This is a genomic window from Sphingobium fuliginis (assembly GCF_004152845.1).
GTDB classification, from domain to species: Bacteria; Pseudomonadota; Alphaproteobacteria; order Sphingomonadales; family Sphingomonadaceae; genus Sphingobium; species Sphingobium fuliginis.
Genome location: NZ_SEON01000010.1, coordinates 15,300 through 32,053, shown reverse-complemented (window position 1 = coordinate 32,053; position 16,754 = coordinate 15,300). Strand labels below are relative to the sequence as shown.

The 16,754-nt window shown below is 64.7% G+C and carries 16 protein-coding genes; 9 read left to right on the top strand and 7 right to left on the bottom strand.

All coding sequences use genetic code 11. From position 1 onward, the window contains the following. Positions 1-7 precede the first annotated feature (7 nt). A complete protein-coding gene (locus EWH10_RS19585; protein ID WP_025551148.1) occupies positions 8-727 on the top strand; it encodes a YjbE family putative metal transport protein in 720 nt (239 codons plus the stop codon). A 126-nt stretch (positions 728-853) separates the two neighbouring features. Here the strand turns inward: EWH10_RS19585 and EWH10_RS19580 are convergent, their stop codons facing one another. The 3 genes from EWH10_RS19580 to EWH10_RS19570 all read right to left on the bottom strand — a co-directional run bounded on the left by EWH10_RS19580 (position 854) and on the right by EWH10_RS19570 (position 3,699). Continuing rightward, a complete protein-coding gene (locus EWH10_RS19580; protein WP_170825581.1) occupies positions 854-1,873 on the bottom strand; it encodes a phytanoyl-CoA dioxygenase family protein in 1,020 nt (339 codons plus the stop codon). Positions 1,874-2,016: 143 nt separating this feature from the next. Beyond that, positions 2,017-2,985 (bottom strand): quinone oxidoreductase family protein, encoded by a 969-nt coding sequence (locus EWH10_RS19575; protein ID WP_197565235.1) that lies wholly within the window; start codon positions 2,983-2,985, stop codon positions 2,017-2,019. 15 nt (positions 2,986-3,000) lie between these two features. Beyond that, on the bottom strand, positions 3,001-3,699 hold the full coding sequence (locus EWH10_RS19570) for a dienelactone hydrolase family protein (protein ID WP_044660599.1): 699 nt from the start codon (positions 3,697-3,699) through the stop codon (positions 3,001-3,003). A 158-nt stretch (positions 3,700-3,857) separates the two neighbouring features. Between EWH10_RS19570 and EWH10_RS19565 the strand changes: the two genes are divergently transcribed. The 7 genes from EWH10_RS19565 to pepN all read left to right on the top strand — a co-directional run bounded on the left by EWH10_RS19565 (position 3,858) and on the right by pepN (position 12,348). After that, positions 3,858-4,118: a DUF6489 family protein gene (locus tag EWH10_RS19565; RefSeq protein ID WP_025551156.1), complete on the top strand. Its 261-nt coding sequence runs from the start codon at positions 3,858-3,860 to the stop codon at positions 4,116-4,118. A gap of 21 nt (positions 4,119-4,139) precedes the next feature. Then, on the top strand, positions 4,140-5,423 hold the full coding sequence (gene mnmE / locus EWH10_RS19560) for a tRNA uridine-5-carboxymethylaminomethyl(34) synthesis GTPase MnmE (RefSeq protein WP_065846196.1): 1,284 nt from the start codon (positions 4,140-4,142) through the stop codon (positions 5,421-5,423). Between the two features lie 59 nt (positions 5,424-5,482). Next, complete coding sequence (mnmG, locus tag EWH10_RS19555; RefSeq protein WP_065846197.1) at positions 5,483-7,333, top strand: tRNA uridine-5-carboxymethylaminomethyl(34) synthesis enzyme MnmG; 1,851 nt, start codon at positions 5,483-5,485, stop codon at positions 7,331-7,333. Next, positions 7,330-7,971 (top strand): 16S rRNA (guanine(527)-N(7))-methyltransferase RsmG, encoded by a 642-nt coding sequence (gene rsmG, locus EWH10_RS19550; RefSeq protein WP_044660602.1) that lies wholly within the window; start codon positions 7,330-7,332, stop codon positions 7,969-7,971. Before mnmG ends, rsmG begins: the two co-directional genes overlap by 4 nt. Next, positions 7,968-8,750, top strand: coding sequence for a ParA family protein (locus EWH10_RS19545; RefSeq protein WP_025551164.1), 783 nt, complete (start codon positions 7,968-7,970; stop codon positions 8,748-8,750). Before rsmG ends, EWH10_RS19545 begins: the two co-directional genes overlap by 4 nt. A gap of 14 nt (positions 8,751-8,764) precedes the next feature. After that, positions 8,765-9,667: a ParB/RepB/Spo0J family partition protein gene (locus tag EWH10_RS19540; protein ID WP_170825582.1), complete on the top strand. Its 903-nt coding sequence runs from the start codon at positions 8,765-8,767 to the stop codon at positions 9,665-9,667. A gap of 83 nt (positions 9,668-9,750) precedes the next feature. Continuing rightward, entirely contained in the window at positions 9,751-12,348 is a 2,598-nt protein-coding gene (gene pepN, locus EWH10_RS19535; RefSeq protein WP_130030175.1) for an aminopeptidase N, read from the top strand. Between the two features lie 63 nt (positions 12,349-12,411). Here the strand turns inward: pepN and EWH10_RS19530 are convergent, their stop codons facing one another. The 4 genes from EWH10_RS19530 to EWH10_RS19515 are packed head-to-tail and all read right to left on the bottom strand — an operon-like array spanning position 12,412 to position 15,957. Then, on the bottom strand, positions 12,412-13,026 hold the full coding sequence (locus tag EWH10_RS19530; protein ID WP_083198959.1) for an ABC-type transport auxiliary lipoprotein family protein: 615 nt from the start codon (positions 13,024-13,026) through the stop codon (positions 12,412-12,414). 7 nt (positions 13,027-13,033) lie between these two features. Continuing rightward, positions 13,034-13,996 carry an MlaD family protein gene (locus EWH10_RS19525; RefSeq protein WP_044660606.1) on the bottom strand — a complete coding sequence of 321 codons (963 nt, stop codon included), beginning with the start codon at positions 13,994-13,996 and terminating at the stop codon, positions 13,034-13,036. A gap of 3 nt (positions 13,997-13,999) precedes the next feature. Continuing rightward, positions 14,000-14,848: an ABC transporter ATP-binding protein gene (locus tag EWH10_RS19520; protein ID WP_065846198.1), complete on the bottom strand. Its 849-nt coding sequence runs from the start codon at positions 14,846-14,848 to the stop codon at positions 14,000-14,002. Continuing rightward, positions 14,848-15,957 carry an ABC transporter permease gene (locus tag EWH10_RS19515; RefSeq protein WP_044662860.1) on the bottom strand — a complete coding sequence of 370 codons (1,110 nt, stop codon included), beginning with the start codon at positions 15,955-15,957 and terminating at the stop codon, positions 14,848-14,850. Before EWH10_RS19515 ends, EWH10_RS19520 begins: the two co-directional genes overlap by 1 nt. Positions 15,958-16,056: 99 nt before the next feature. On the opposite strand from EWH10_RS19515, the gene EWH10_RS19510 reads away from it, so the two are divergent. Beyond that, on the top strand, positions 16,057-16,731 hold the full coding sequence (locus EWH10_RS19510; protein ID WP_025550761.1) for an HAD family hydrolase: 675 nt from the start codon (positions 16,057-16,059) through the stop codon (positions 16,729-16,731). Positions 16,732-16,754: the final 23 nt, after the last annotated feature.

Sequence of the window (16,754 nt, the reverse complement as noted above, 5' to 3'; positions counted from 1 at the left end):
GGCCGTCATGATCGACCTACTCGCAACCGCCGCCGCTGCGGCTCAGGGGATCGGCTCACCCGCCGACATCTGGGCGCATATCGTCAATGATTTCAGCAATATCGGCTCGCCCGCCGCGCTGGCTGCCTTCGGCCAGGTGTTGATGATCGACGTTCTGCTGGCGGGGGACAATGCGATCGTCGTCGGCGCCTTGGCGGCGGGCCTGCCTGCGGAACAGCGCAAGAAGGTGATCCTGATCGGCATCATCGCCGCGCTGGTGCTGCGCATCGGCTTCGCGCTGGTGGTGACGCAGCTGATGCAGATCGTCGGGCTGATCCTGGCGGGCGGATTGCTGCTGCTGTGGGTGGCGTTCAAGATGTGGCGCGAACTCCACCCGAAGCGGGGCGGGGACACGCCCGACACCGGCGACGACGACATATCCGGCCTGCGTCCGGCCAAGAGCTTCGCGGGCGCGGCCTGGGCGGTGGCGGTCGCTGACGTTTCGATGAGCCTCGACAATGTGCTGGCGGTGGCGGGCGCGGCGCGCGATCATCCCGGCATCCTGATCATCGGGCTGATTCTGTCCGTGGCGCTGATGGGCATCGCCGCGAACATCATCGCCAAATATATCGAGCGCTTCCGCTGGATCGCCTATCTGGGCCTGGCGGTCATCATCTATGTCGCGATCAAGATGATCTACGACGGCATCGTCGACCATCAGGTCGGCATATTGACGCTCTTCGTCTAGAGAGATTGGGCATCTGTGTTCCTGCGCAGGCAGGAACCCAGTCCCGCCGTTTGAACTGGGTTCCTGCCTGCGCAGGAACACGGCGGGTTATGGCAGAAGGGCTCCATGCGCCCTTCAGCGCACCGATCAACCGTCCGCCGCGCCCTTGATGCCCACCGGCCGCCATGGCTGCCTGATCAGGCCGGCGGCCTTATCGCCCAGCCACCAGCGCAGCGGAATCCGGCGCTCGGCAATGCCGGGCAGGCTCCAGACATCCCATCCCCTGGCCGGCCGGAACGGGTTGCGACGGCCATAGGCCCAAATCTCGACCCGCGTCGCGGGGGTGCTGGCCGGGCTGCGCGCATGAAAGCCGAATGTGTCGGCGATCAGCAGGGTGTTGGCGGGCACTGCATAGATGCTGGGCTGCGGCAGGCCCAAGGCCGCCAGTTCGCTGACATCGATGCGCAGCGATCCTCGGGCGGAAAGACGGCAATCGCCATCGCGCGCGCTCAGGCTGCGCTGCTTTTCCCAGGCCAGCCGCTGCGGCGTCAACCGGTGCGACCCCTTCACATAGGCGAAGGGACCGGTTTCGACCGGCACGTCCTCCAGGAACAGCCATGCCTTCATCGCCGGATAGAAGGTATCGGCATGGAAAGCGAGCTGCGGATCAGGCGCGGCGTCGCGCCGCTGCGGCAGGATGGACTGGACGTAGAGCAGCGGCTCTATGTCGAAGCCGGAGACATAGCGCGACAGCGCCTGCCAGCGGCCATCCCGGCGGAAGGCTTCGAAGGCCGGAATGGCGCGCCGGGCGGCGGGGTCCAGCGCCAGCCGCCGCGTGATCGTGTCGCCCTGAACCATTTCCCGCGCCGGTCCGCGGTAGGAAAAGAGTTGTTCCTGGAGGGCGCGGAAGGTTTCTGTCGACAGGAAATCCCGGATTTCAACGACACCGTCCCGGTCGAAAGTCGTCCGATGCTCCGGATCGACGGCATTGGCCAATCGTTTGCGGCGCCGGGCCGTCATGGCCTGCGCCGCCTGCACGCGCGCCGCGTGCAGCCCCAGCGAATTGAGCCGCGTCGAACCGATCAGCGGATTGTCGACAAAGGATTTGGCGCCGGTGAAAAGCTGGGCGAACCAGAGCGGCGCGAGCAGGGGCGCAAAGGCGTTCATCGACCGCGCCTTGCCATTCCGGTGGGCCCCGGTCGAGCGGAATATGCCGCCCGCCTTGAAAAACAATGCGTTTCCAATGATGTGACGTGCACTGTCATCCGACCGATACCGACGCAAACCGCTTCCAGCCCTGCCTGCGGCAGTCAGGGGATCAGGAGCGTGCTTCCCGTGGTTTGCCGCGCCTCCAGCGCGCGGTGCGCGTCGGCGGCATCCGCCAGGGCAAAGCGCTGGCCGACGACGGTCCTTACCACGCCCCGCGCCATGCGGTCGAACAGCCTTTCGGCCGTCCGCGCCAACTCTTCGGGAGTAGCGATATAGTCGAACAGGGTCGGGCGGGTGACATAAAGCGACCCACCCCGGCTGAGTTCGAGCAGGCTGATCGGCGGCACCGCGCCGGACGCATTGCCGTAGCTCACCATCAGGCCGCGCCGCTTGAGCGACGCCAGCGACGCGCTCCAGCTATCCTTGCCCACGCCGTCATAGACGACATCCACTCCACGCCCGCCGGTGATCTCCCGCACGGCGAATGCCAGGCTGTCGAAGCTCCCATAAAGGCTATGTTCGGCATCCACCTTCGCCGCCTTTTCCGCCGATCCGCAATGGGCGATCACCAGCACGCCCTTGTCGCGCAGCCACGGCACCAGCACGGAACCGACACCGCCGGCGGCGGCATGGACCAGCGCGAACTGCCCCGCATCCAGGGTGACGATGTCCTCCGCCAGATAGCAGGCGGTCATGCCCTTCAGCATCATCGCCGCCGCATCCTGCGTGGTGACGGCATCCGGAATCCTCACCGTCTGGTCGGCGCGCACCATCCGATGCGTGGCATAGGCGCCCAGTCCGACCGCACAGCCCACCTTGTCGCCCACGGCAAAGCCGGTGACGCCCGGACCGACGGCGGCGACATGGCCCGCACCTTCCGCGCCGATCGGCGTGGGCAACGGCGCGGGATAAAGGCCGCTGCGAAAATAGGTGTCGATGAAATTCAACCCGACGGCATCCTGCGCGATCAGCAATTCGCCTTCACCGGGCAGGCCGGGGTCGAACTCTTCCCGCGCGATCACCTCCGGCCCGCCATGCGTGCGTGCCACCATCCGCCATGCCTGCGTCATGCCTTTGCCTCCCGGTCAGAGATGGGCCGCGAAGAAATCCGCGGTCCGGCCATCGGCAAGCTGCGCCGCCGCCTCGTTGCGGCGCGCGCCCATCTCGGCGGCAAAGCCGTGATCCAGCCCCTCATAATCATGCAGGGTGACATGACGATTGTCCTTCAGCCCGTCATGCATCTTCTGCTGCACCTCGGGCGGAACGAAGCCGTCGGCGGTGGGAACATGCAGCAGCACCGGCTTGCCGATGGCGTGCTGTTCCTTCAGCAGGCCGTCGATGCCGACGCCATAATAGGCCACGAACGCATCGCCATCGGTCCGGCAAGCCGACATGAACACCAGCCGCCCGCCCAGGCAATATCCGACCAGCCCGACCTTGCCGCCTTGCCCCAGTTCCTCCCGCGCGGCCTTGATCGTCGCCTCTATGTCGCGAATGCCCTGATCCTGGTTGAATTTCTGCATATGGCCGATGGCCGCCTGAAAATCCTCCGCTATGTCGGCATCCAGCTCGACATGCGGCTTCTCGCGCCAGAAAAGATCGGGAGAAAGGGCCAGATAGCCGGCCGCCGCCCAGCCATCGCATTTGCGCCGAATCCCCTCGTTCACGCCAAAGATTTCCTGGATCACCACGATCGCGGCCTTGGGCGTTCCCTGCGGCCGGGCAACATAGACATCGAACCGGGCATCGCCCTCCAGCGTGGGGATGGATGTGAATGCTGCCATGGGAAATCCTTTCCTTTTTCCTGACATTGTCGATGGCCGGCATAATGGCGGTTGCGGGGCGGAGTGCAACCATGCTTGCCGTCAAAAAATTTGCCTTGCGCGCCCTTGTTGCGGCATGAGGCGTTGTAAAGGGTGGCTGCAGCAAAGGGTAGCAGGATATGAAGGTAAGCGTGGACGTCGACTGCACTCCTGCGGAGGCCCGGGCTTTCCTGGGGCTGCCGGATGTCACCCCCATTCACGACAAATATGTGAAGACGATGCTCGACAGCTTCGACGGCGTCGCCAATGTCGAGCAGATGGAGACCCTGTTCAAGAGCTTCTCGCCCTTGGGCGATGCCGGAATGCGCCTGTTCAAGCAGATGATGGACATCGGCCTGGCCGGAATGCCGGGCAAGAATGGCGACAAGAATCCGGGCTGATCCTGCCAGGGACGGCGCGCCGTGACGGACACCATCTTTGCCCTGTCGAGCGGCGCGCCCCCTGCCGGCATTGCTGTCATCCGGATCAGCGGACCGGCGGCAGGCCGGGCGCTTCTTGCGCTGGCCGGGCAATTGCCACCACCCCGGCGGGCCCGGCTGGCGTCGCTGCACGACCCCCGCGACGGCGCCTTATTGGATCGGGCCCTGATCCTGTGGTTTCCCGGACCGGATACGGCGACCGGCGAGGACCTGGCCGAACTGCATTGCCATGGCGGGCGGGCGGTCATCGCCGCGGTCGAGCAGGCGCTGGGCACGCTCGAAGGATTGCGCCGGGCCGAAGCGGGAGAGTTCACACGCCGCGCCTTCGCCAATGGCCGCATGGATCTGAACGCGGTGGAGGGGCTGTCCGATCTGCTCGCTGCCGAGACACAGCAGCAGCGGCGCGCGGCTTTGTTGATGGCGGAAGGCCATTTTTCACGGCGGGTGGAGGGATGGCGCCGAACATTGCTCGATCTTTCCGCCATGACGGAAGCGGCGCTGGATTTCTCCGATGAGGATGATGTGCCCGATCAGGGAATGGAGGCGCGGATCGACCAGGGCGTCCATGGACTGGCAGGGGAAGTCGAAGCCATGCTCGCCGCGCCATCGGCCGAGCGGTTGCGCGACGGCGTTCGCGTGGTTCTGGCAGGCCCGCCCAATGCGGGGAAGTCGACGCTGCTCAACCGGCTTGTCGGGCGGGAGGCGGCGATTGTGTCGGACATAGCCGGGACGACCCGCGACCGGATAGAAGTACCGGCCGCGCTGCATGGCACCGCCTTTCTTTTCACGGACACCGCCGGCCTGCGCGCCGAGACGGACGATGCCATTGAAGCCATCGGCATGGACAGGGCGCGGGGCGCGCTGGACGCGGCGGACATCATCCTCTGGTTGGGTCCGGCGGAGGAGGTTCCTCGCGCGGACGCCCTATTGGTTGCCGCGCAATGCGACCGGAACATGGCTACGGACCGCCCCGGTATTCGGCTTTCGGCCGTCACAGGCGAGGGGATGGATCGCCTGACATCCATTCTGCTCGAACGCGCCGCCGCTCTCCTGCCGGGTGAGGGCGATTATGCCCTGCACCGGCGGCAGCGGGAAGCCGGGGCGCAATTGCACGGGCATCTGAGCGCCGCGCAGGCATCGGACGATCTGCTGATCGTAGCGGAGGAGTTGCGACAGGCCCGTCAGGCCATAGACCTGTTGACCGGACGAGCCGGTACGGAGGACATGCTCGACCGCCTGTTTGCCGGATTCTGCATCGGTAAATAGCCATGTTCCACGTGGAACAGTTTTGACCGGGGCGCCCGACTTCTGTTAAGGGGGCGCGCATGCGAACAAGCTATGATGTGATCGTGGTCGGCGGCGGCCATGCAGGCTGCGAAGCGGCGGGCGCAGCGGCGCGCAAAGGGGCCTCGGTTGCGCTATTGACCTTCGACAGAGCGACGGTGGGCGCCATGTCCTGCAATCCGGCCATAGGCGGTCTGGGCAAAGGCCATCTGGTACGGGAGGTCGACGCACTGGACGGCTTGATAGCCCGTGCTGCCGACGCCGCTGCCATTCACTACCGCATGCTCAACAGCAGCAAGGGCGCAGCGGTTCAGGGTCCGCGCATCCAGGCGGATCGCAAACGCTATCGTGCCGAGATTCACCGCCTCCTCGACCGCCAGCCTGGACTGGAGATCGTGGAGGGAGAAGCCATCGGATTGATCCTGACGGGCGGAACCATCGCCGGATTGTCCCTGGCCGACGGACGGATGCTCAAGGCGCCCGCCGTGGTGCTCGCGACGGGAACATTTCTGGGTGGCAAGCTCTTCCGGGGGGAAGAGACGCAGGCGGGCGGCCGTACCGGAGAGCGGGCGGCGATGGCTTTGGGGGTTCAGCTTCGCGCGCTGGACCTGCCGGTTGGAAGGCTCAAGACCGGAACCCCTCCCAGAATCGATGGCCGCACCATCGATTGGGCGCGGCTTGAGGCGCAGCCTTCCGATGGGTCGGCATGGACCATGTCCGCCATGTCGCCGGGGCGACCGCTACCGCAATTGAGCTGCGCCATTACGCGCACCAATGAATGCACGCATGCGATCATCCGGGAAGGGCTAGGCCGCTCGCCTTTGTTCAGCGGCGCGATCGAGGGCAGGGGGCCGCGTTACTGCCCATCGATCGAGGACAAGGTGATCCGCTTCGGCGATCGCGACGGGCATCAGATATTCCTGGAGCCGGAGGGGTTGGACGACCATCTGGTCTATCCCAACGGGATTAGCACTTCGCTTCCCGCCGATGTGCAACTGTCGATGGTGCGGTCGATGGCGGGTCTGGAAAAGGCCGAAATCGTCGTGCCCGGCTATGCCGTGGAATATGACCATATCGATCCCCGCGCCTTGGATGCGACGTTGGAAGTGCGCACGATCCCCGGTCTTTTCTGCGCGGGGCAGATCAACGGCACCACCGGATATGAAGAGGCGGCGGCTCAAGGCCTGATCGCCGGAATCAATGCCGCCGCCAGGGCCAAGGCGGAGGAACCGCTCATTCTGGATCGGGCCAGCAGCTATATCGGCGTGATGATCGACGATCTGGTCCTGCAGGGCGTGACCGAGCCCTATCGCATGCTCACTGCCCGCGCCGAATATCGGTTGCGGCTGCGCGCCGATAATGCGGGCACCCGATTGGCCCCGCTCGGCATCTATCATGGGGTGCTCGGCAAAGAGCGGACCGCCTATTATGCGGAACGCGCCCATCAGCGCTCGCTCGTGGAGGAAGAATTGGGCCGTTCCTTCTCGGCCACCGAAATGGCCAGATCGGGCGCATCCGTCCGGCAGGATGGCGCGCGCCGCACCCTGTTCGAATGGGCGCGATTTCCGGAGGTGGGGCAGGATCTGCTCTTCGCACTCGCGCCGGCATTGGCCCGAACATCCGCCGACCTGCGCGACGAGATTCTGGAAGATGCGCATTATGCGCCCTATCTGGAGAGGCAGGAGGCGGAGATCGCGGAGATGCGCCGCAATGAACGTGTCGCCATTCCGGCCGATTTCGACTTCGCTTCTATCGGCGGGCTCTCGACGGAAATGATCGAGCGGCTGGATCGGGCGCGGCCGGATACGCTTGCGGCGGCGGGGCGCATTCGCGGCATAACGCCCGCGGCACTGGCGGCCCTTCTTGTTCACATCAGGCGGCGCGCCGCGTGACGGAAGAAGAAGCACGGCAATGGTTGCAGTCCCGTTTCGATGTTTCACGTGGAACATGGGAGCGGCTGGAGAGCTATGTTGCGATCCTTCTGAGGGAGATGGAGCAGCAGAACCTGATCGCTGAATCGACCCGCGCCCATATATGGGCACGGCACATTGTCGATTCCGCGCAGCTCCTGCCTTTGGCCGCGAAGGCCGGGCAGGGCAGGTGGGTCGACCTGGGCTCGGGTGCCGGCTTGCCGGCCATAGTCATCGCGATCCTCCATGAACGCCCCATCCAACTGGTGGAGTCCCGGCGCAAGCGGATCGACTTTCTGAACGACGTCATCGCAGAGCTGGGCCTCTCCCATGCCCAGGTCTTTGGCGGTCGGGTAGAGACCGTTCCCGCTTCGGCGGCAGCCATCATCAGCGCCCGCGCCTATGCGCCTCTGCCCCGGCTACTCGAATCCGCGCATCATCTGGCCGATGAAAAAACCATTTGGGTGCTTCCAAAAGGACGAAATGCGCAGAATGAACTGGAGGCGGCGACTCGATCATGGCAAGGTGCGTTCCACGTGGAACGCAGCGTGACCGATGCCGACAGCGCCATCATCGTCGCGGAGGCGGTCCGATCCGTCAGGAGGAAAGCCCGAGGATGATCCGTATTGCCATTGCCAATCAGAAGGGCGGCGTCGGAAAAACCACGACCGCCATCAATCTGGCCACAGGTCTGGCGGCCACTGGTCTTCGCGTGCTGCTGGTCGATCTCGATCCTCAGGGCAATGCGTCCACCGGACTCGGCGTCAACCAATCGGATCGCGTCCAGTCGAGCTACGACCTGCTTCTCGGCAATTGCGCGCTTGAGGATGCGGTTCTCGGCACGCGGGTTCCCAAGCTCGACATCGTTCCCGCGACACAGGATCTGTCGGGCGCGGAGATCGAACTGATCGAATATGAGGAACGGACCCATCGGCTGGAAAGGGTCCTCGCCGAAGCCCAGCCCGGCCGTTGGGACATCTGCCTTATCGACTGCCCGCCCTCGCTTGGCCTGCTGACGATAAACGCCATGGTCGCGGCGCAGTCGCTGCTCGTGCCGCTGCAATGTGAATTTTTTGCGTTGGAAGGGCTCTCGCAACTGCTCCAGACAGTGGAACGGATTCGTGGCCGCTTCAATCCCGGCCTGTCGATCATGGGCGTGGCGCTCACCATGTACGACCGCCGCAATCGCCTGACGGATCAGGTTGCGGACGATGTGCGGGCCTGTCTGGGCGATCTTGTCTTTTCCACGGTCATCCCGCGCAATGTCCGCCTGTCGGAAGCGCCCAGCCACGGCGTGCCGGCCCTGATCTACGATTTCCGCTGCTCGGGATCGGAAGCCTATATGCGTCTGGCGCGTGAGTTGATCGCGCGCCTGCCCCGGCAGGAGGTTGCTGCTTGAATAACGAAAATGCCATGAAGTCGGTGAAGCGCCCCCACGGCCTTGGCCGGGGGCTGTCGGCACTGTTGGGAGACGTGGCGCGGGAAGAACCCGTCGCGCCGACAGCGGCCACGCCGCCGTCCACCAAGGCGATCCAGAGCATCGAAGTCGCGCTGATCCAGCCCCATCCGGAACAGCCGCGCCGCCATTTCGATGAGGGCGCGTTGCAGGAACTGGCGGACAGCATCGGCAAGCGGGGCGTCATCCAGCCGATCATCGTTCGGCCCCATGGCGGCGGTTTCCAGATCGTCGCGGGCGAGCGTCGCTGGCGCGCGGCCCAGCGCGCCCAGCTTCACCGCATCCCTGCCATCGTGCGCGATTTCGATGAGGCGGAAACGCTGGAAATCGCCCTTATCGAAAATATCCAGCGCGAAGACCTCAACCCGATCGAAGAAGCGGAAGCCTATCGCAAGTTGATCGCGGAGTTCCAGCACAGCCAGGAAGCGCTGGGCCGTCTGGTCGGCAAGTCGCGCAGCCATGTCGCGAACTTGATGCGCCTTCTCGATCTGCCCGCGCCCGTTCAGCAGCAGGTGATCGAACAAAAGCTCAGCATGGGCCATGCCCGTGCGCTGATCGGCGCGCCGGACTGCGAAAATCTGGCCCGCACCGTGGAAGCCAGGGGCCTGTCGGTTCGCGATACGGAACAACTGGTGCGCCGCGCGAAGAAGGGCGATGACGCGCCCGGCCGCAGACGGGCGGCTGTCCCGAAGGAAAACGATCCCGACATCGCGGCTCTGGAGCAGCATCTTGCCGACATATTGGGGGTGAAGGTCGACATCGACTATATGCAAGGCGGCAACGGCACGCTTTCGCTGCATTATTCGACGCTCGACCAACTGGACATGCTGTGCCAGCGCCTCTCGGGCGAGCGTATCTGAAGCTTCGCCAAAGGACTGGTGGCCAACGCATTTAGGCGCGGCGGCCACTGGTCTTTTCCCCCTCAACTGCCTAGCCTGCACGCATGGCAGACAATTCCTCCTCCCTCACCGTGCCCCATGTCGTCCGTCGCGAGGACTATCGGCCGCCGGACTGGCTTGTTCCCGACATCGCGCTGGATTTCGATCTCGACGCCGCTGCAACGCGCGTCCATGCAACCTTGTCGGTCACGCGAAATGGCGATCATGACCGGCCGCTGAAACTGGATGGCGACGGCCTCCTGCCGCTGGAGATCAGGGTCGATGGCAACCCCGTCGCCGCGGACCTATGGTCGATGGACAGCGGCGCGCTGGTCATCGCGCTTCCCGACGCCGTTCATATAGTTGAAACGCTCGTGGAGATCGCGCCTCAGGACAACAGCAAACTGATGGGGCTTTATGCCAGCGGCGGCCTCCTCTGTACGCAATGCGAGGCGGAGGGTTTCCGGCGCATCACCTTCTTCCCCGACCGGCCCGATGTGCTGTCGCGCTATTCGGTGCGCATGGCGGCGGACAAGGCGCTCTACCCGGTGCTGCTCGCCAATGGCGATCCCGTCGAGCAGGGAGAGTTGCCCGGCGGCCGCCACTGGGCGCGCTGGAACGATCCCTTTCCCAAGCCCTGCTATCTGTTCGCGCTGGTCGCCGGCGACCTTGCCTGCAATGCCGACCGCTTCGTCACGATGAGCGGGCGGGAGGTGCAACTGGGCATATGGGTCAGGGAAGCGGATCTGCCTCGCACCGCCCATGCGATGCAGGCGCTCAGGAACAGCATGGCCTGGGACGAGCGCGTCTATGGCCGTGAATATGATCTGGACGTGTTCAACATCGTCGCCGTTGCCGATTTCAACTTCGGGGCGATGGAGAACAAGGGCCTCAACATCTTCAATTCACGCTACATATTGGCCGATCCGGAAACCGCGACCGACATCGACTATGACGGCGTCGAGGGGGTGGTGGCGCACGAATATTTCCACAACTGGTCGGGCAACCGCGTCACCTGCCGCGACTGGTTCCAACTCAGCCTGAAGGAAGGCTTCACCGTCTTCCGCGACCAGAATTTCTCCGCCGACATGGGATCGCACGCGGTCAAGCGGATCGAGGACGTCCGCATCCTTCGCGCGGCGCAGTTCCAGGAGGACAGCGGACCGCTCGCCCATCCGGTTCGTCCGGAATCCTATATGGAAATCAGCAACTTCTACACCGCGACCATCTACAATAAAGGCGCGGAGCTGATCCGCATGATGGCGCTGATGCTGGGTCCGGAGCGCTTCCGTGCCGGAACGGACCTCTATTTCGACCGACATGATGGCGAGGCAGCGACCTGCGAGGATTTCGTGCGGGCGATGGAGGAGGGGGGAGAGATCGACCTCGGCCAGTTCCGCCTCTGGTACGAGCAGGCCGGCACGCCTCATGTCCGCGCCCTGCTGACCCACGACCCGGTTGCGCGCAGCGTGACATTGCTGCTGGAGCAGACGGTCCCGCCGACGCCGGGCCAGCCCGAAAAACGGCCCATGGCCATCCCGTTGCGCACGGCTCTGTTCGATCCGGAAACGGGTGAGAACAGGGGCGATGAACTTCTGATGCTGACCGAAGCGCGGCAGAGCTTCACCTTCCAGGGCTGGACGGCCGCGCCCATCCTTTCGATCAATCGCGGCTTTTCCGCCCCGGTCATTGTCGAAACCAATCGCAGCCAGGCCGATCTTGCCTTCCTCTCGGCCCATGACGACGATCCCTTCGCCCGTTATGAGGCGATGCAGCAACTCATGGTCAATGTGCTGGTCGGCCGGATCGGCGGGCAGGCGGTCGATGAGGATGCGGTGATCGCCGCGATCCGCAACGCCGCCACCGATCCGCTGCTAGATCCCGCCTTCGTCGCGGAGGCGATCCGCCTGCCGAGCGAAGCCTATCTGGGCGATCAGATGGCGGTGGTCGATCCCGACGCGATCCACGCGGCCCGGGATGCGCTGCAACGGCGCATCGGCGCCGAACTGGAGCCGCTCTGGCGCGATATTCACGCCCGGACCAGGGCCAATGCCTTCGCCCTGTCGTCAGTCGCCAAGGGCGCCAGGAAGCTGCGCAACACGGCGCTGCTCTATCTTGCAGCTTCCGGCGCGGTCGATGGTCCGACCGTCGCCTTCGGCCAGTTCAGCGAGGCCGACAATATGACCGAGCGGCAGGCAGCGCTCGCGACATTGGCGAACGGCACCAGCGCGGAACGGGAAGCGGCGCTCGACATCTTCTACAACCGCTATCGTGACGATGCGCTGACGCTGGACAAATGGTTCCAGACCCAGGCCTTCGCCTTCCATCCCGATACGGTCGATCTGGTCGAGGAACTGGGCAGGCACAAGGATTTCACCCTGACCAATCCCAACCGGGTGCGCGCGCTCTATGGCGCCTTCGCAGGCAATCAATGGGCGTTCCATCACCCGTCGGGCAAGGGCTATCGTCTGGTGGCGGACTGCATCATCGCGCTCGACAAGCTGAACCCCCAGACCGCCGCCCGGCTGGTGCCGCCGCTCGGCCGCTGGAAACGGTTCGATGAACCACGCGCTGCGCTGATGCGGGCGGAATTGCAGCGCATCCTGCTTGAGCCGGGACTGTCGAAGGATGTGACGGAGCAGGTAAGCAAGAGTTTGGAGTAAAGACGTCCTTCCACCCTGCGCGCCACCCCAGCGAAAGCTGGGATGACGGCCAGGAACGGCGCCCTACCTTCCCGAAGTCGCCAGCCAGGCGGCCACATCCGCCGCCACCTTGTTCGCGGCGGCATTGAGCGGAGCGCCCACGCTGCTGGCGTCGATCTTGCCCCCGATCGGCGCGCTGGCGGTGAAGCGCTGCTTGGCGATGGCCGTGCCGCCCGGCCCGGTGAGCATCGCGTCATAGGTCACGATCGCGCTGTTGCTCGCCTCATCCACGCCGAAATCGACCAGCTCGCCCATCAGCCGCTGCCCGGCGTCGGCGGAATATTGACCGGGGTCGAGCACGATGCGGTTGCTGGTGGCGGCGATGGTTTCGCCCAGCAGCTTCTGGAACAGGTGGCGCGGCGTGTCCGCCCATTGCACCTTCGTCACATAGGCGACCGACGTGGGGGAGGTGATCACCGGCACCCGCACCGTATCCAGCATCTTGGGCGCTTCGGGATCGGCTACCGTGATGGATGCGCCCGCCGATGCGCTGCGCAGCGTGCCCGGGGCGACCTTCTGCGCGGCGTTGAGCGACAGCAGCCGTTCGGGCGGCTTGCCGCCGAAGGACACGCAGCCGGCCAGCATCGATGCGCCGAGGGCCACGGGCATCAGGCCAAGTTTCCTGTGAAACATCATCATGTCCCTCTTATCGCTTGTAATCAGGCAATTTGGGCGATCCGACGATCGATCCCGCACCCTGCTGATCCAGTTTTTCCGCCACGCCGCGGAAGGAGCGCGACATTTCGCGCAGGTCGCGGACCAACTGGTTCACCTCCGGCATGGTCTGGTTGCTGAAGGCGTGGACGCCCGGCTGCGCCTCCGCAATGGTCTTGTCGAGCGTGTCGATGCTGCGCGTGGCCGACTGGATGCTCTTGCGCAGGTCGGCCAGCAGCGGACGGCCCTCATCATTGACCATGGCGTCGGTGGACGCGGCCAGCTTGCCGATCTGTTCGGCGGCGATGCCAGTGCGCTGCACGGCGATGCGCGCCTCGGCCAGCGTTGCCGCGATTTCGGGGCTGCGGTCGGCCAGCGAGCCGGAAATCCGCTCCACATTGGCCAATATGCCGGCGATGGACTGCTGATTCTTGTCGTTCAGCAACTCCGTCAGCCGCTCGGTCAGCGTCGACAGCCGCTCCAGCAACTGCGGGGCGTTGTTGAGCAGCTCGCCCAGCGCCCCCGGCTTGGTCGGGATCACCGGTACGCCATCGGGGCAGGAGGCGAGGGGGTTTTCCGCCGGGCACGTGATCGGTGGCGCGCCCTTGACCGCGCCGTCCAGCACGATTTCCGACACGCCGGTAAAGCCCACCCCGGCAATGGTCGCGGTGGTCCCTTGCAGGATCGGCGTCCCTTCCTTCACCGAAATGCGCACCTTCACGAAGCTGGGATCGCGCTTCCACAGCTCGATCTTCTCGACCTGACCGGACGGGACGCCGGAATAGTTGACGCTCGATCCCTTGGCGAGGCCGTTGACCGACTGTTTGAAGAAGATGTCATATTCCATATTGTCGCCCTGGGAGAGGCGCGAGAACCAGAAAGCCGCGATCATGATCGCCGCCAGCAGCAGCAGCGTGACCGTGCCCACCAGCACATGGTTGGAGCGGGTTTCCATATCCTATCGCCTCTTGTCCTTTTCGCGAGCGACCGCCGCCGTCGCGGCGCGCCCGCGCGGGCCGTTGAAATATTCCTGAATCCACGGATGATCGGTCGCCAGCAGCTCATCGATGGTGCCGACCGCCGTCACCTTTCTGTCCGCCAGCACCGCCACCCGGTCGCAGATCGAATAGAGCGTGTCGAGATCATGGGTGATGAGGAAGACGGTGAGGCCCAGCGTCTTCTGCAATTTGCGCGTCTGGTCGTCGAAGGCGGCCGCGCCGATGGGATCAAGCCCGGCCGTGGGTTCATCGAGGAACAGCAGGTCGGGATCAAGCGCCAGCGCCCGCGCCAACCCCGCGCGCTTCTTCATCCCGCCTGACAGTTCGGCGGGATATTTGGGACCCGCCTCGGCGGGCAGGCCGGTCATGCGGATCTTGTAGGCGGCAATCTCGTCGCGCAGCTTGGGGCCGATGTTCGGATAATATTCGCGGATCGGCACCTCGACATTCTCCGCGACCGTCAGCGTGGAGAACAGCGCGCCGCCCTGGAACAGCACGCCCCAGCGCTTGCGGATCGCCAGCGCCTCATCGTCCAGCCGGCCGATCATCGATTCCCCGAAGACGTGGACCTCGCCCTCATCGGGCGTCTGGAGGCCGATGATGGAGCGCATCAGCACCGACTTGCCCGTCCCCGACCCGCCGACCACGCCCAATATCTCGCCCTTGCGCACGTCGAGGTTCAACCCCTCATGCACGACCTGGTCGCCGAAGCTGTTGCGCAGGTTGCGGACCGATATGGCGACATCATCGCGCTCCAGCGCCTTTTCGACCCGCTCTTCCTCCGCGCTCATCGCTTCTTCGGGCGTCATCAGTTCCAGCCCACCCAGGTGAAGAAGACGGCGAAAAAGGCGTCGAGCACGATGACGAGGAAGATCGCCTGCACCACCGCCGATGTCGTGCGCAGGCCCACTTCCTCGGCATTGGCCTTGACCTGCATGCCCTGGAAACAGCCGGCGAGCGCGATGATGACGCCGAAGACCGGGGCCTTGATCAGCCCCACCCACAGGTCGTGGATCGGCACCACCTCCCGCAGCCGCTGGACGAAGGTGATCGGCGGAATGTCGAGCGATACGGCGCAAAGGAACCCGCCGCCGACGATCGCGACGATGGAGGAATAAAAGCCGAGCAGCGGCATCATCACGACGACGGCCAGCGTGCGCGGCAGCACCAGCGCCTCCATGGGCGACACGCCGATGGTGCGCATGGCGTCGACCTCCTCGGTCAGCTTCATCGTCCCCAGTTGCGCGGCGAAGGCGGAACCGGACCGGCCCGCGACCATGATCGCCGTCATCAGCACGCCGAGTTCACGGAAGGTCAGGCGCCCGACCAGGTTGATCGTCAGCATCTCCATGCCGAACTGGCGGAGCTGCACCGAACCCTGCTGGGCGATGACGATGCCGATCAGGAAGCTCATCAGGCCGATGATGCCGAGCGCCGAGACGCCCACCACCTCGAACCGCTGGACCACCGCATTGATGCGGAACCGGCTGGGATGACGGATGACGTTCCACGTCGCCACCAGCGTTCCGCCGAAAAAGCCGAGCAGGCCCAGCATGGTGCTGCCCGCATTGACCACCGCTTCCCCGATCTGGCCGACGACGCGCTGCCAGGGCGGCACATAGTCGGGGCGGATGTTGACCGGTTCATCGACGCGGCCGACCGCCGCGATCAGCCGTTCCGCATCGCATTTGTCGCCCGTGATCTTGCAGTTCCAGCGCTTGATCGTGCGGTGCAGCACCCACGCGCCGATCGTGTCCATATGTTCCACGCCCGACAGGTCGATGGTGTCGACCGGACCCTCTATCGCGTCCAGCCGGTCGGGCAGATGGTTGAGGCAAGCGATGGACATATTGCCCGAAAGCCGAATGACCGTCTCGCCGTCGCGGACTTCCTGAGCAAGATCAGCGGCTTTGTTCATCAAGGCGGTGGTGTGGTCCATTATCGGTTGCACGGCAAGCCGAAACGGCCCATCCGCACGATCAAACGAAGGGGCACCGCAAAAAGTTTCGGACATGGCATGACGCACAGGCTCGCAATCTACGATATGGACCGCACGGTCACCTTCAGCGGCACCTATACCGGCTTTCTGGTTCATGTCGCGAAACGCATGGCGCCGTGGCGTCTGGCGCTGTTTCCCGGCGTCGTCCTGCTGATGCTGGCCTATGTGCTGAAGCTGATCAGCCGGCAGCGGCTGAAGGAAATGAACCAGGCGCTGATGATCGGCCATAATGTCGAGCGTGCCCGGCTGATGCCGCATGTGGAAAGCTATGCGGCGAAGGTGGTGGCCCATAATGTCCGTGCGGGCGCGTTGGCGCAGATCGCGAAGGACAGGGCGGACGGCTACCGGCTGGTTCTCGCCACCGCCTCCTACCGCCTTTATGTCGAGCCGATTGCCCGGCGGCTGGGCTTCGATGCAGTGATCGCGACCGATCATCTCTCGCAGGATCTGCGCTATGTCCGCGCCAGGATCGCGGGCGAGAACTGCTACGACACCGGCAAGCTGCGCATGATCAAGGCGTGGATGGCGGCCGAGGCGATCGACCGCACGCAGGCGCATATCCGCGCCTATTCCGACCATGTGTCCGACGCGCCCATGCTGGAGTTCGCGGATATTCCCTTCGCGTCCAATCCGCACAAGCCGCTGGCGAAGCTGGCGGCGGAACGGGGATGGAAACGGGTGGACTGGGCGTAAGGCTCGATGGCGGCATAGGATGA

Bases quoted from the DNA above. Each gene is read 5' to 3' on its own strand.
- EWH10_RS19585 (WP_025551148.1), top strand. From the start codon at position 8: ATGATCGACCTACTCGCAACCGCCGCCGCTGCGGCTCAGGGGATCGGC.
- EWH10_RS19525 (WP_044660606.1), bottom strand. From the start codon at position 13,996: ATGGAAACCCGCTCCAACCATGTGCTGGTGGGCACGGTCACGCTGCTG.
- mnmG (WP_065846197.1), top strand. From the start codon at position 5,483: ATGCGAACAAGCTATGATGTGATCGTGGTCGGCGGCGGCCATGCAGGC.
- EWH10_RS19510 (WP_025550761.1), top strand. From the start codon at position 16,057: ATGACGCACAGGCTCGCAATCTACGATATGGACCGCACGGTCACCTTC.
- EWH10_RS19515 (WP_044662860.1), bottom strand. From the start codon at position 15,957: ATGAACAAAGCCGCTGATCTTGCTCAGGAAGTCCGCGACGGCGAGACG.
- EWH10_RS19540 (WP_170825582.1), top strand. From the start codon at position 8,765: ATGAAGTCGGTGAAGCGCCCCCACGGCCTTGGCCGGGGGCTGTCGGCA.
- EWH10_RS19530 (WP_083198959.1), bottom strand. From the start codon at position 13,026: ATGATGATGTTTCACAGGAAACTTGGCCTGATGCCCGTGGCCCTCGGC.
- EWH10_RS19570 (WP_044660599.1), bottom strand. From the start codon at position 3,699: ATGGCAGCATTCACATCCATCCCCACGCTGGAGGGCGATGCCCGGTTC.
- EWH10_RS19545 (WP_025551164.1), top strand. From the start codon at position 7,968: ATGATCCGTATTGCCATTGCCAATCAGAAGGGCGGCGTCGGAAAAACC.
- EWH10_RS19575 (WP_197565235.1), bottom strand. From the start codon at position 2,985: ATGACGCAGGCATGGCGGATGGTGGCACGCACGCATGGCGGGCCGGAG.
- pepN (WP_130030175.1), top strand. From the start codon at position 9,751: ATGGCAGACAATTCCTCCTCCCTCACCGTGCCCCATGTCGTCCGTCGC.
- EWH10_RS19565 (WP_025551156.1), top strand. From the start codon at position 3,858: ATGAAGGTAAGCGTGGACGTCGACTGCACTCCTGCGGAGGCCCGGGCT.
- EWH10_RS19580 (WP_170825581.1), bottom strand. From the start codon at position 1,873: ATGAACGCCTTTGCGCCCCTGCTCGCGCCGCTCTGGTTCGCCCAGCTT.
- EWH10_RS19520 (WP_065846198.1), bottom strand. From the start codon at position 14,848: ATGACGCCCGAAGAAGCGATGAGCGCGGAGGAAGAGCGGGTCGAAAAG.